The organism is Xanthobacter agilis (assembly GCF_021730435.1).
Classification (GTDB): Bacteria; Pseudomonadota; Alphaproteobacteria; order Rhizobiales; family Xanthobacteraceae; genus Xanthobacter; species Xanthobacter agilis.
Window position 1 is genome coordinate 156,200 of record NZ_JABWGX010000007.1, and the last position, 13,335, is coordinate 169,534.

The window sequence follows — 13,335 nt, forward strand, 5'->3', positions numbered from 1 at the left end:
AGATCTAGATGTCGGTTGCGACGAGCATTCGCCGAAACGTATTCGCTTTCCTGGCGGGGTTCGGGGGCATCGCGCTGTCGGTCACCGCGGCGGGCGCCCAGCCGCTCGATTCGGCCCTCGCCTCCGCTTATGTGAACAACCCCAGCCTTAATTCCCAGCGCGCGGGAACCCGCGCCACCGACGAGAATGTGCCCAAGGCCTTGTCCGGCTATCGGCCGACCCTGTCGGGCACCGCCTCGGTAGGGCCAGAAGCGCAGCGCCAGAACGTCACCGGAACCGGGGTGTCGAGCGGAAATCTGTGGTCGCGCACGTTCGCCTTGACCGCCACCCAGAGCATTTTCAACGGCTTCATCACCGGTAACTCGACCCGTTCGGCCGAGGCGCAGGTGCGGGGCTCGCGCGAGACCTTGCGCAATACCGAACAGACCGTGCTGCTGAACGGCGTCACCGCTTACATGAACGTCATCCAAGCGATTGCTTTGCTGGATCTTCAGAGGCAGAACCTCGCCGCCTTGGAGCAGGAGCTGCGCGCGACCCGTGACCGCTTCAATGTGGGTGAGGTGACCCGCACCGACGTGGCGCAGGCCGAGGCGCGGGTGGCGGATGCGCAGTATCAGGTGAGCCAGGCGGTCGCCGACCTCTCCTCCGCGAAGGCGGTGTATCGGCAGGTGATCGGTGTGGAGCCGGGAACACTCACCACTCCGAAGTCCATCGAGTGGATGATTCCCAATAATTTGGGCAAGGTGATCTCCTCCGGTCTCGGCAGCCACCCGGCAGTGAAGGCCTCCGAGTTCGCGGTGGATACCGCCGCCTTTCAGGTGAAGGTGGCGGAAGGCGCCCTGATGCCGAACCTCGCACTGCAGGGCCAGGTGTCCCAGAGCTATGACACCTCGCTGTCGGTCCAGTCGCAGGGTACCGCGGCGGTGGGGCTCAACCTGACGGTTCCGATCTATCAGGGGGGTGAAGAGTATGCGAACATCCGCCAGACGAAGGAACTGCTGAGCCAGGCCCGAATCGAGGTGGATGTGAACCGCGATGCGGTCCGCTCGCAGGCGGTGCAATACTGGGGCGCGCTTGAGGCCACGAAAGTGCAGATCCAGGCGGCGCAGGCAGCGGTTGCGGCAAACACTCTGGCCCTGGAGGGGGTGCGCGAAGAATGGCGGGTCGGCCAGCGCACCACCACGGATGTGCTGAATGCCCAGCGCGAATTGACCAATTCAAAGTCCGCATTGGTGACGGCGCAGCGTGATCGGGTCGTGGCTGCCTATTCTCTGATCGCCATCATCGGCAAGATGGATGCGACGTCGCTCAAGCTGAAGGTGAATGTCTACAATCCAGCGGTGCACTACAATCAGGTGCGCGACAGCTGGGCTGGTGTGCGCACGCCTGACGGTCAATAGGGGACAGCGAGGGTTGGCGCTGGTGCGGCGCGGACGGCCGGTGTCATACTTCCAATTGTTAATGATTCTGGTTCCGGGTGCGTGCGGCTCCTCCTTCCGCACCCGGCCTTTCCCGCCGAGGTCGCGACATGCCTGCAAGTCCGAAGGCGCAAGAGCCCTCGATGGAAGAGATTCTCGATTCCATCCGTCGCATCATCGCCGATGACGAGGTTTCCGCCGCTGACCTTTCGCCGCCTCGGCCGCGCCCGATGGTTTCGAATCGGCGGCCAGCTTCGGGTTACGGGCCGCGTCAGGGGGCTGAGCGTCGGGTCGCGTCGGAGGCCCAGCCGCGTCTTTATGGGCACCCCTTGGAAGAGTCCCTGTCCGATGCCGGGGAGGGGGAGCCCTTTCGGGATGCCACGCGCCTTGCGCCGGACGGCATGGGCGAGGCGGGCGCGGCGGCGCGCGGCGGGCGCTATGCCGCCGCGGACCACGGCGCCGAACCGGCTCAGCCGATGCTTGGAAGACCGGATGGCGAGGCCGGTCGCGCGGATGATGCAGGGGACCAGCGCCGAGGGGGACCGGTGGCGCGGGAGGAGGCATCCGGCGCGGTGATGCGCGAAGGGGTGCCGGTCGACGCCCGTCTCGCGTCGCAGTCGCGAGGGGCGGCACCGGCTGATGCGCCGCGGGGAGATATTCCGGCACAAGAGGGTGCGCCGACGCGGGCTGCCGGCCAGCAGGGGCAACCCGTCGCGGCGGCGCGACCGGTATCGGATTTGCCTCCGGTGCGCGCGCAGCCGGTCGGCGGTCGCTATGGTGCGATGCCAGCGGGGGCTGCCAATCCTCGGGTGCGAGAGCGCGGCGCGCAAGAGCCTGCCGTATCCCGCACGATGCCCAATGGCGCGGAGAGGCCCGCGAATCGCGCCGCCAGCGCCGTACCTTCCGGTGAGCGCCGCAGTGCATTGCCGCGAAAGGATCTCTTGTCGCCCGCCGTGGATGCGGCCGTGGGCGCGGCCTTCCGGTCGCTGGGCGATCTGGTGCTGCCGCAGCAGGAGCGCACGGTGGAGGATCTCGTGAAGGAGATCCTGCGCCCGATGCTCAAGGAGTGGCTGGATCAGAACCTGACCGGCATCGTGGAGCGGCTTGTTCGCGCCGAGATCGAGCGGGTCACCGGTTCACTGCGGTGACCTGCGCGGGGCCGAGGCGTGGCAAGTGGCGTTCGGCGATACCCCGGGGAAAGCGCCGGGCTGCTCTGATGCGCTGCGCAGTTGACCTTTTCTTTCCTGTGCGGCTTTAACCCCCGACGAAACCCATCTCGTGCCGAGCGCGACGGATGCCGGTCGCGCGGGGCTTGTCCCGCGCACCGGGGCGTCGCGGCTGTGGAGCTTTAGCCCATGCTCGAAAAAGTATTCGACCCCGCCTCCGTCGAGGCCCGCATCGCCGCCGCCTGGGAGCAGGAGGGCGCTTTCCGCTGCGGCCGTCCGGAGCGCAAGGACAAGCCGGGCTTTTCCATCGTCATTCCGCCGCCGAACGTCACCGGCTCCCTGCACATGGGCCATGCGCTCAACAACACGTTGCAGGATATCCTCGCGCGCTTCGAGCGGATGCGCGGCAAGGACGTGCTGTGGCAGCCGGGCACCGACCATGCGGGTATCGCCACGCAGATGGTGGTGGAACGCCAGCTCGCGGCCCAGAAGCTGCCGGGTCGCCGGGAGATGGGGCGCGCCGCCTTCATCGAGCGGGTGTGGACCTGGAAGGCGGAATCGGGCGGCACCATCGTCGGCCAGTTGAAGCGCCTCGGCGCGTCCTGCGACTGGTCGCGCGAGCGCTTCACCATGGACGAAGGGCTGTCGCGCGCGGTCCTGAAAGTGTTCGTTCAGCTCTATCGCGAGGGGCTGATCTACAAGGACAAGCGCCTCGTCAATTGGGATCCCAAGCTCATCACCGCCATCTCGGATCTCGAGGTGGTGCCGGTGGAGACGAAGGGCAATCTCTGGCACCTGCGCTACCCGGTGGAGGGCGAGAAGGGCCGCTTCATCGTGGTCGCCACCACCCGGCCCGAGACCATGCTCGGCGACACGGCGGTGGCGGTGCACCCGGAAGACGAGCGCTATCGCGACCTCGTGGGCAAGACCGTGATCCTGCCCCTGGTGGGCCGGCGCATTCCCATCGTGGCGGACGAGTATTCGGACCCGGAGAAGGGATCGGGCGCGGTCAAGATCACGCCGGCGCACGATTTCAACGACTTCGAGGTGGGCAAGCGTCATGCGCTGCCGATGATCAACGTGCTCGATGCCGAGGCGCGCATCGACACCTCGGGTATTCGCGACGATCATGCCGCCCGTCCCGAGGCCTATGTGGACACGCCTGATGCGGCGGGCATCCTGGCCCATCTCCAGGGCCTCGATCGGTTCGCGGCGCGCAAGCAGATCGTGGAGCTGCTCACCAATCTGGAGCTTCTGGAGAAGATCGAGCCGCACCCGCACATGGTGCCCCACGGTGACCGTTCCAACGTGGTCATCGAGCCCTGGTTGACCGACCAATGGTATGTGGACGCCAAGACCCTGGCGCAGCCGGCGCTCGCGGCCGTGCGCGAGGGGCGCACCGGTTTCGTGCCCAAGAATTGGGAAAAGACCTATTTCGAGTGGCTGGAGAACATCCAGCCCTGGTGCGTCTCCCGCCAGCTTTGGTGGGGTCACCAGATCCCGGCGTGGTACGACCCCTTCGGCAACGTGTTCGTGGCGCTCGATGAAGACGAGGCGTTCGAACTCGCGCTCAAGCACGATGTGGGCAATGAGTCGCTGTCTGCCGAAGAGGCGCAGGAGCTGATCGGGAACGCGGACAAGCGCGCCCAGTTCCTCACCCGCGACGAGGATGTGCTCGACACCTGGTTTTCGTCCGCCCTATGGCCGTTCTCGACCATGGGTTGGCCGGACGATACGGCGGAGCTGAAGAAATTCTACCCCACCAGCGTGCTGGTGACAGGCTTCGACATCATCTTCTTCTGGGTGGCCCGGATGATGATGATGGGCCTGCACTTTATGGACGGTGAGGTGCCGTTCAAGGACATTTACATCCACGCCCTCGTCCGCGACGAGAAGGGCGCCAAGATGTCGAAGTCCAAGGGCAACGTGATCGATCCCCTCGACCTCGTGGACAAATACGGCGCCGACGCACTGCGCTTCACGCTTGCCGCCATGGCCGCCCAGGGGCGCGACATCAAGCTCGCCACCTCTCGGGTGGAAGGCTATCGCAACTTCGCGACCAAGCTTTGGAACGCGGTGCGCTTCGCCCAGATGAACGGGTGCGCGCGCGTTGCCGGCTTCGATCCGGCGAAGGTGGAGGCCCCGCTCAATCGCTGGATCATCGGCGAGGCGGCCCGCGCGACCCGCGAGGTGAGCGAGGCCATCTTGGCCTATCGCTTCAATGATGCGGCGGGCGCGGTCTATCGCTTCCTGTGGAACGTCTTCTGCGACTGGCATCTGGAATTGGCGAAGCCCGTGCTTTCCGGCCCCGACGGGGCGGCCAAGGACGAGACCCGCGCCGCGACCGCCTATGTGCTCGATATGGCGATGGCGCTGTTGCACCCGTTCATGCCGTTCCTCACCGAGGAATTGTGGGCGGAGACGGGCAAGGAGGGGCCCGCGCGCGACAGCCTCCTGGCGCTGGCGCCGTGGCCGGACCTCTCCGGTCTGGAAGCGCCCGATGCCGAGGCCGAGGTGGGCTGGGTGGTGGATCTCGTGACCGAGATCCGCTCGGTGCGCGCGGAAATGAATGTGCCGGCATCGGCCCAGGTGTCGCTGGTGCTGGTGCAGCCGGGCGCGGAGACCGCCGCGCGCGCCGCCCGGTGGGACGATGCCATTCGCCGTCTGGCCCGCCTCGGCGCGGTCAGCATCGCGGATGCCATGCCCGCCGAGTCGGTGCAGATGGTGGTGCGTGGCGAGGTGGCGGCCCTGCCGCTTGCTGGCGTGGTGGACCTTGCCGCCGAGCTGGTCCGCCTGAAAAAGGAAGAAGGCAAGCTCGACCAGGAGATTGCCCGCATCGACGCCAAGCTCGGCAATGAGAGCTTCGTGGCCCGCGCTCCGGAAGAGGTGGTGGAGGCGGAACGGGAAAAGCGCGCCGAATATGTCCTGCGCCAGGAGAAGGTGCGGGCCGCCATCCGCCAGCTTTCGGCGGCTTGAAAGGGCGCCCGGGCGTCATCCCCGGTCGCTGACGGCCTCCAGGGTCGTTTGCTCGCGTGGCGCGCGAGAGATCAAAGGCCCGTGCGCCTTCGCGCATGGGCCTTTTGCCATGATAGGGTGTTGCCCTTTCGCCACAGCGATCCGGCGCGGCGCTCCTGGTGGCCGCCAGCCCGCGCAGCGGAAGGATTTCGGCGCCGCGCGCCCGGTTCTGCTGCATGTGACGGCAAAGTCACACCTCCATCGTTTCCATCGGCACCTCCGTGCCACCGCCCCAAACGCCGCGATCCCGCCACAAAACGCCACGACACCAAAGGCCGGGACGAGGGCGGACAACGTAGCTCGGATGAGAACGTCCGATGGCCGCGTTGAAGGTAGGGTCCGGATGCGCACGCATTGGGTGACACAGGGGTTTGAAATGCGGAGCGCCACGGGTGGATGCCCCAGAGAGGTCGCGACCTGGCCTTTCCTCGGCCCCGATATTGCCGCTGCCGCCTGCGATGACTTTCGCATCATGCAAGCGGATCGTCTTTCCAGCCTCAAAAGCCCCCTCGGGGGCGCGGACCGGTTTCAGCGCGTCCGGCGGATCGCCCGTGCCTCGGCGCGGGTGGCGGTCCGGGGGCGACGGGCGGCGGGCCTGTTCGCCGCGGGGATGATGGGCTTGTTGCTCGCGTCTCCGCCGGTCCAGGCGTTCGACGGCACCGCCCTCGACAGCAACATCAACGCGCCCCAGCATATCCAGCCGCTGACGCCGCCGGCGGATGTTCCGCTGGCGCCGGTGGCCCGCCCGGTGGACGAGGCCTTCCGGACCGGTGCGCAGGCGCTGCGGTCCGGCCAGACGGCCAAGGGGCTCGACGCGCTGGGCTACGCGGCGGCCCAGGGCCACGCGGCCGCGCAATGGAAGCTCGGTCGCATCTATGCCGATGGCGACGGGGTGAAGCGCGACGACGCCAAGGCCTTCAGCTATTTCAGCAAGATCGCCAATTCCCACGCCGACGACTATCCCGGCACGGCCCAGTCGCGATTTGTGGCCAGCGCGTTCGTGGCGCTCGGCGGCTATTACCTGGAGGGCATTCCGGCTGCCGGCGTGAAGCGGGATCCGATCCGCGCGCGCGACATGTATTCCTATGCCGCCTCCTATTTCGGAGACGCGGACGCGCAATACCACCTCGGCAAGCTGTATCTCGACGGGGTGGGCGGACCGAAGGATGCGCGCAACGCCGGCCGCTGGCTGACGCTGGCGGCACAGAAAGGCCAGTTCGAGGCGCAGGCCATGCTCGGACAGCTTTTGTTCCGTGGCGACGAGGGGGTGCCCCGCCAGGCGGCCCGTGGCCTCATGTGGCTGACCCTGGCGCGGGACGCGGCGGCCCGCCCGGAAGACCATTGGGTCGTCGTCCTGCACGAAGAAGTTTTCGCCGAAGCCTCCCCCGACGAGCGCGCCATGGCGCTCAGCTATCTGGAAAACTGGCTGAAGACGGCCAAGCGTTGAGATCTCGGCCTGTCATTCCCGGCTCCGGCCATGCCCGGGGCGGCGGGGGAGCGTCGTAGTGGGTGTGAGCCTCCCGGCTTGGCGGGGGCGCCGCCTCGGACTGGGCCGAGGTCGGCGGAGAGCTCAAAGCACAAAGCTTCTGCTGGTCAGCGTCGAGACACCGGTAAGCTCGATCGAAAGGTCCGCCACGCGGTCGCCGTTGGTGTCCGCTGCGACGATGCCGTGGCTGACGCGCAATTGGCCGGCTTCTCCGGAGAACGCCGACGCGCCGATGAAGACGAATGCGTCGTTGCTGGTGCCGTCGATGGTGTTGGCGTCGATGCCAGACAGATCAATATGGTCTCCCTGGAACGCTGAGAAGTCGGAGATCGTATCCTGGCTGAGCGAGGTGGAGTCCGAGATCGCCGTGTAGACGAAGATGTCGTTGCCGTCGCCTCCTATGAGGATGTCGTTGCCCTCGCTGCCTTCGATGAGGCCGAGACGACCGGCTCAAGCAAGACGAGTGATGGATCTACGCTGGATCTGCTGGTGCTTCCGCTGCGTGGCGCGGCAGGCCGGGACCGAGGCCGTCGCTCATGGCGAGGGCGGTTGTGGTCCAGATGTGGTGTGTTGGCGTCAGCCGATCCGGCAAATCCAGGGTGCCGATGGTGACGTCCACCGCCGCCTCGCTGGCCATGTCGAACAGGATCGGGCTGCCGCAACTGCCGCAGAAGCCGCGTTGGACGCCCGCAGACGAGGCGTAGGTCGTCAACGCCCCGTGCGTCACGTCGAAATCCCCGCGCGCCACGGTGGCCCAGGGCAGGGCGCTCGAGCCGGAGATGCGCTGGCACATGCTGCAATGGCACCAATAGGCGCTCTGAACCCGGCGGAGCCGATAGCGCAGGGCGCCGCACAGGCAGCCGCCCTCCAGAGGTGCGGGGGTATCGCTGGTATGCATCGGTCAGGCCGCGATGGCGAAATCGGCCCAGACGGGCACATGGTCGGAGGGCTTTTCCCAAGCGCGCACATGCTTGTCGATGCCGGTGGCGATCAGGCGGTCCGCCGCCTGGGGTGACAGCAGCAGGTGGTCGATGCGGATGCCGTTGTCCCGCTGCCAGGCACCCGCCTGGTAGTCCCAGAAGGTAAAGGTGCGCGCCGCATCGGTGCTGGCGCGGATGGCATCGGTGAGACCGAGATTCAAAAGCGTGCGGAAGCTCTTGCGGGTGCGCGGCAGGAACAGGGCGTCGCCCGCCCAAGCGGCCGGATCGGCGGCGTCGATGGCGGCCGGAATCACGTTGAAGTCGCCGGCGAGAATCAAGGGCTCCTCCAGCTTCAGGCGGTCGGCCGTGAAGGCATGGAGGCGATCCATGAAGCCGAGCTTGTAGGGGTATTTCTCGGTGTCGGGCGGGTTGCCGTTGGGCAGATAGATGCAGGCCACCCGCACCACCCCGCTTTTGACCGACACCACCGCCTCGATGAAGCGGGCCTGTTCATCGCCATCATCGCCGGCCAAGCCATGGGTCACGTCTTCCAGCGGCAATTTGGAGAGCAGGGCTACGCCATTGAAGGTCTTCTGCCCGTGCACGGAGACATTGTAGCCGAGTTGCTCGAACGGCTCCCTGGGGAAGGCATCGGTCTGGCACTTGATCTCCTGGAGGCACACCACATCCGGGCGCGCCTCGTTCAGCCACGCCACCGCATGGTCGAGCCGCTGGCGGATGGAGTTCACATTCCAGGTGGCGATGCGCATGGGGCAGCTCTCCTTCAAGATCCCGCGTTGCGGGCGCGCAAGCATACTCCGCCACGCCGGCCGGGCAACGGGGTAGAGGGCCGCCGTTCCCGCTCCAGGGCTGGAAAGAGGCCGCAAAGGGTTGCGGCGATGGCCAAAGGGTGGCATGCACGGGGCTTGCCGATGCATGGATGGCGGCCTTATGACGTTCGCGTCGATCGAGTTTCTATTCTATTTTTTCCCGCTCTTTCTCGTCTGCTACTTCTCCGCGAAGACGATTCAGACGCGGAATTACATTTTTTTGGCCTTCTCGCTGGTCTTTTACGCAGCGGGATATACGCCGCACATCCTCATTCTCTTATTTTCCGTCAGCGTGAACTTCTTCCTGGCCCGCGCCATCGACCGCCGGGATGGCGCACGCCGCAAGCGGGTTCTGGCGCTCGGGGTTGCCTTCAATCTGATCTTGCTGGGCATTTTCAAATATACGGGCTTCCTGGTGGAGAATATGAATGTTCTCCTGGAGTCCGTGCATCTTGCCTTGCCCGTTCCGCGGATTTCGCTGCCCCTTGGAATCTCATTTTATTCATTCCATGCGATTTCGTATCTTGCCGACATTTACAAGCGGAAGGTGAAGGTCAATTCAGATCCCGCCCAGTTCGGCCTTTACATGTGCATGTTCCCGCAGCTTGTGGCCGGGCCCATCGTGCGCTATTCCACCGTGGCGCGGCAGCTCGGGCAAAGGCGCACCACCTGGGGCCGCTTTTCCGCCGGGGCACGGCTGTTCGCCATTGGTCTCGCGTGGAAGGTGCTGATCGCCGACGAGGTGTCGCGTCTGGTGGTGGGCGTGTTCGATGCCACCACCAACCCCACTTTCGTGGAGGCGTGGCTGGGGCTTTACGCCTATACGGTGCAGATCTATTTTGATTTCGCGGGCTATTCGACCATGGCGGTGGGCCTTGGCGTCATGGTGGGGTTCGCGCTGCCGCGCAACTTCCGGCTGCCCTACACCGCGCGCTCGATCACCGACTTCTGGCGCCGCTGGCACATGAGCCTTTCGGCGTTCCTGCGGGACTATCTCTACATTCCGCTCGGGGGAAACCGGCGCGGGGCGCTGCGGACTTATTTCAACCTCTCGGCGGTGTTCCTGCTGTGCGGCCTATGGCACGGGGCGAGCTGGAATTTCGTCATCTGGGGCGCCCATCATGGCGCCTTCCTCATCATCGAGCGGGCGTTTCTCGGGCGATGGCTGAAGCGGCTGCCGGATGCGCTCTCCCATCTTTACGCCGTGGTCGTTGTGATGCTGGGGTGGGTCTGGTTCCGAGCCGAGACGCTGCCCGGCGCCCTCGACCTGTTCGCCGGATTGTCCGGGGCCAACGGCTTTTATCGGCCGTCCATGGCGCTGGGCTTCGGGCTCCATGCGCTGTCGATCACGGCCTTGGTGGTGGGCGGGCTCCTGGGCTTCTTCCGCTGGCGGCGCTGGACGGTGCTCTCGGGGGAGGGGCGGGCGGCGACTGCCAGCGATTTTGCCCTGATCGGAGCGCTCCTGGTTTTAAGCGTGGTCTGGGTGGGCGGCACGGTGCCGACGCCGTTCCTCTATTACCGGTTCTGAGGGGCGGGCGTCATGAACCTGCTGTCGCGTCACCGTCGCTATCTGGGGACCCTCGTCGCCGGCATCTTCGGCCTGCTGCTGCTCTCGAATGTCATTCCCGATCCCCTGGGCGGCTGGAAGGTGCGCACCCCCATGGAGGCCGATTGGGGGCTGCTGAAGCGGGTGCAGGTGATGCTGCGCAATGCGCCGGCCTTCGTGAACGACAATTTCGGCTTCCGCGCCAGCCTGCCGGTGCTGCGCCGCACCCTTCGCGAGGCGCTCGCGTCTCCCGACAGCTACCCCATCTATGCGGGACGTGACGGCCAGCTTTTCTGGGGCCTGGAGCGCACGCCCGAGCAGTCCTCCGGCGCCGTGGTGCGGTCGGTGGAGGTGGCTCGGTTCGTGACCATGATCGGGGTGATGCAGCGCCAGCTTCAGCCGCTCGGCACCAAGGTGGTGGTGGCGCTTCCGCCCAACGCCCAATCGGTGGAACTGGAGGCGCTGCCCGCCTGGAACGATCTTCTGCGTTATCCCACCACCGAATATGACGCGGCCTTGGCCGGACTGAGGGCGGAAGGCGTGAGCGCCGTGGACCTGAGGCAGGTGCTGCGCGACAGTCCGCGGCCGCGCTACCTGCTCACCGACACCCATTGGAACGAGCGCAGTTCCCTGCTCGCCTTCAATGCGGTGATGGTGGCCGCCGGCCACGCCGACTGGCAGGTGAACCCCGCCGGGGTGGTGGGGCTGCCGGTGCCCATGGGCCGGCGTGGCGATCTGCTGCGCGCCATGCGCATGCCGCCGGAAGTGAAGGAGGAGAATTTCAAGCTCCGCCTGAAGGATCGCGCCGGCGATGCGCGGCCGGACCCGGCCCTGACCCATCACAACACGCACCCCGCCTTCCGCTCCGTCGCGCGGGATTACGCGGCGACCGGCGCACGGGTGCTGATCCTCGGCGATTCGTTCAGCGCTGGGCTATGGCCGCGCCTGTTCGTGAATGGGGATGTGAGCGTGGTGGGGTGGATGCACGCCTCCCACACCGTGACCGGCACCTGCGACTTCAATTTCGACGATGTGGTGCGGTTCAAGCCGGATCTGTTGATCTACGCGCGCACCGAGCGCTTCTTCGTGTGCCCGCCCCACGCTTGGCCGGTGGGGCTTCCGGAACCGGATCCCAATGCCGTTCCTGCCGGCGCGGCGCCATGACGACCGCAGATCCTCCGGCTGCGGCAGGCGAGGGGCCTGCCGCTCGGGGGCCTGTGGGAGAGTATGCGTCAGCGTGCGGTCAGACCGCGAAGCTGGACCCGCAGCCGCACTTGGCGGTGGCCATGGGATTGCTGATCTTGAAGGCGGAGCCCATCAGATCGGCCACATAATCGAGCTGGGAGCCCTTGATGTAGTCGAGGGAGATCCGATCGACCACGATCTTGGCGCCTTCCTTCTCGATGACGAGGTCGTCGGCTTCCTGCACCGTCGTCATGTCGTACTTGTATGAAAAACCGGAACAGCCGCCGCCCTCCACGGACAGCCGCAGGAAGGTGCCTTCCGGCTCGGAGGAAAGGATGTGGCGGATGCGGCGGGCGGCCGCATCGGTGACGACGAAATCGAGAGCCTCGGCAGACGCGGGCTCCTGGGCGGTAGCGAGTGTGGCGTCCATGGTATCAACTTTATGAAATGAAGCTGGCAATGACCCACAAGGTAAGCCCAGAACCATTCGAGTTAAAGGGCGATGGGCACAAAAAGCCCAATTCGGGAGGAGCATGACATGGCGGTTTCCGGCGCAAGGCCCCGCGTTTCATGGGCTTGCGACCCCGATGCCTCGCGCGGGCGGCTGGTGTTCGAGCCCGAAATGCCGCCCCGCAGCGGCTTCCGGCGCGACTGCGACCGCATCATCCATTCCACCGCCTTCCGGCGGCTGCGGCACAAGACCCAGGTGTTCGTGTTCAACGAAGGCGATCACTACCGCACCCGCCTCACCCATACGCTGGAGGTGGTGCAGGTGGCGCGCTCCATCGCGCGGGCGCTCGGATTGGACGAGGATCTGGCGGAAGCGCTGGCCCTCGCCCATGATCTTGGCCATCCGCCGTTCGCCCATGCGGGAGAGCGCGCGCTCGACGCCTGCATGGCGCGGCACGGCGGCTTCGACCACAATGCCCAGTCGCTCCGGGTGGTGACGCGCATCGAGCGCCGCTATGCGCAGTTCGACGGCCTCAACCTGACCTGGGAGACCCTGGAAGGCATCGTCAAGCACAATGGTCCGCTCACCGATCGGGAGGGGCGCGGCATCGGCCATTATGCGGATGGGCTGCCCCATGCCATCGCGGTGCATTGCGCGCAGCAGGATCTGGATTTGTGGAGCCACGCCGGCCCCGAGGCGCAGGTCGCGGCCCTTGCCGACGACATCGCCTATGATGTGCACGACCTCGATGACGGCATCCGTGCCCGCATGTTCACCCTGGACGAGCTGGAGCCGCTGCCGTTGGTGGGCGAAGCCCTGCGCGAAGTGCGGACCCGCTATCCGGGCATCGACATGCCGCGCACGGTGAACGAGGTGCTGCGGCGCGTCATCACCCGCCTCATCCTGGATGTGGTGCGGCAGGGGGAGGCGGCGGCCACCGACAGCGCGGTCGCGTCCGCCGACCAGGTGCGGCGGCTGGGGCGCACGCTCATCACCTTCTCCCCCGAGATGGCGCAGGCCGAAAAGGCGCTGAAGGGCTTTCTCTACCCCCATATGTACCGGCACGAGCGGGTGAACCGCGTCATGGCCGAGGCGCAACGGGTGGTGCGGGAGCTGTTCGCCCATTTCATGGCGGTGCCGCAGGACATGCCGCCCTCCTGGCAGCAGGATCTCGAAAGCCTGGACGAGACGCGCCGCGCCCGCCGGGTCACCGACTACATCGCCGGCATGACCGACCGCTACGCCCTCGACCAGCACGCCCGTTTCTTTGACACGACGCCGGATCTGCGATAGGCGCCGCAGCGACCAACCCGATCGG

The 13,335-nt window shown here is 66.3% G+C and carries 11 protein-coding genes; 7 read left to right on the forward strand and 4 right to left on the reverse strand.

Annotated elements, in window-relative coordinates:
- Positions 1 to 8 precede the first annotated feature (8 nt).
- The 4 genes from HUW53_RS07180 (at position 9) to HUW53_RS07195 (ending at position 7,046) form a co-directional block, all read left to right on the forward strand.
- Positions 9 to 1,400, forward strand: coding sequence for a TolC family outer membrane protein (locus tag HUW53_RS07180; RefSeq protein WP_237345065.1), 1,392 nt, complete (start codon positions 9 to 11; stop codon positions 1,398 to 1,400).
- A gap of 959 nt (positions 1,401 to 2,359) precedes the next feature.
- Positions 2,360 to 2,566, forward strand: a complete 207-nt coding sequence (locus tag HUW53_RS07185; RefSeq protein ID WP_237345066.1) for a DUF2497 domain-containing protein — start codon at positions 2,360 to 2,362, stop codon at positions 2,564 to 2,566.
- Between the two features lie 207 nt (positions 2,567 to 2,773).
- Complete coding sequence (locus HUW53_RS07190) at positions 2,774 to 5,560, forward strand: valine--tRNA ligase (RefSeq protein WP_237345067.1); 2,787 nt, start codon at positions 2,774 to 2,776, stop codon at positions 5,558 to 5,560.
- Between the two features lie 649 nt (positions 5,561 to 6,209).
- On the forward strand, positions 6,210 to 7,046 hold the full coding sequence (locus tag HUW53_RS07195; RefSeq protein ID WP_237345110.1) for a tetratricopeptide repeat protein: 837 nt from the start codon (positions 6,210 to 6,212) through the stop codon (positions 7,044 to 7,046).
- A 123-nt stretch (positions 7,047 to 7,169) separates the two neighbouring features.
- Here the strand turns inward: HUW53_RS07195 and HUW53_RS22040 are convergent, their stop codons facing one another.
- From HUW53_RS22040 to xth, 3 genes are read right to left on the reverse strand one after another with little or no spacing between them, the layout of a single operon-like run.
- The gene (locus HUW53_RS22040; RefSeq protein WP_370877791.1) at positions 7,170 to 7,517 is read right to left on the reverse strand and encodes a M10 family metallopeptidase C-terminal domain-containing protein; all 348 of its coding nucleotides are present in this window, start codon (positions 7,515 to 7,517) and stop codon (positions 7,170 to 7,172) included.
- Between the two features lie 40 nt (positions 7,518 to 7,557).
- Complete coding sequence (locus HUW53_RS07200; RefSeq protein WP_237345068.1) at positions 7,558 to 7,983, reverse strand: GFA family protein; 426 nt, start codon at positions 7,981 to 7,983, stop codon at positions 7,558 to 7,560.
- Between the two features lie 3 nt (positions 7,984 to 7,986).
- A complete protein-coding gene (xth, locus tag HUW53_RS07205) occupies positions 7,987 to 8,775 on the reverse strand; it encodes an exodeoxyribonuclease III (protein WP_237345069.1) in 789 nt (262 codons plus the stop codon).
- A 181-nt stretch (positions 8,776 to 8,956) separates the two neighbouring features.
- Between xth and HUW53_RS07210 the strand changes: the two genes are divergently transcribed.
- Together HUW53_RS07210 and HUW53_RS07215 are read left to right on the forward strand one after the other, a co-directional pair.
- Positions 8,957 to 10,363 carry an MBOAT family O-acyltransferase gene (locus tag HUW53_RS07210; RefSeq protein ID WP_237345070.1) on the forward strand — a complete coding sequence of 469 codons (1,407 nt, stop codon included), beginning with the start codon at positions 8,957 to 8,959 and terminating at the stop codon, positions 10,361 to 10,363.
- A gap of 12 nt (positions 10,364 to 10,375) precedes the next feature.
- A complete protein-coding gene (locus HUW53_RS07215) occupies positions 10,376 to 11,545 on the forward strand; it encodes an alginate O-acetyltransferase AlgX-related protein (RefSeq protein ID WP_237345071.1) in 1,170 nt (389 codons plus the stop codon).
- A gap of 79 nt (positions 11,546 to 11,624) precedes the next feature.
- Here the strand turns inward: HUW53_RS07215 and HUW53_RS07220 are convergent, their stop codons facing one another.
- On the reverse strand, positions 11,625 to 11,996 hold the full coding sequence (locus HUW53_RS07220; protein ID WP_237345072.1) for a HesB/IscA family protein: 372 nt from the start codon (positions 11,994 to 11,996) through the stop codon (positions 11,625 to 11,627).
- 108 nt (positions 11,997 to 12,104) lie between these two features.
- On the opposite strand from HUW53_RS07220, the gene HUW53_RS07225 reads away from it, so the two are divergent.
- Positions 12,105 to 13,310: a deoxyguanosinetriphosphate triphosphohydrolase gene (locus HUW53_RS07225; protein ID WP_237345073.1), complete on the forward strand. Its 1,206-nt coding sequence runs from the start codon at positions 12,105 to 12,107 to the stop codon at positions 13,308 to 13,310.
- Positions 13,311 to 13,335 lie beyond the last annotated feature (25 nt).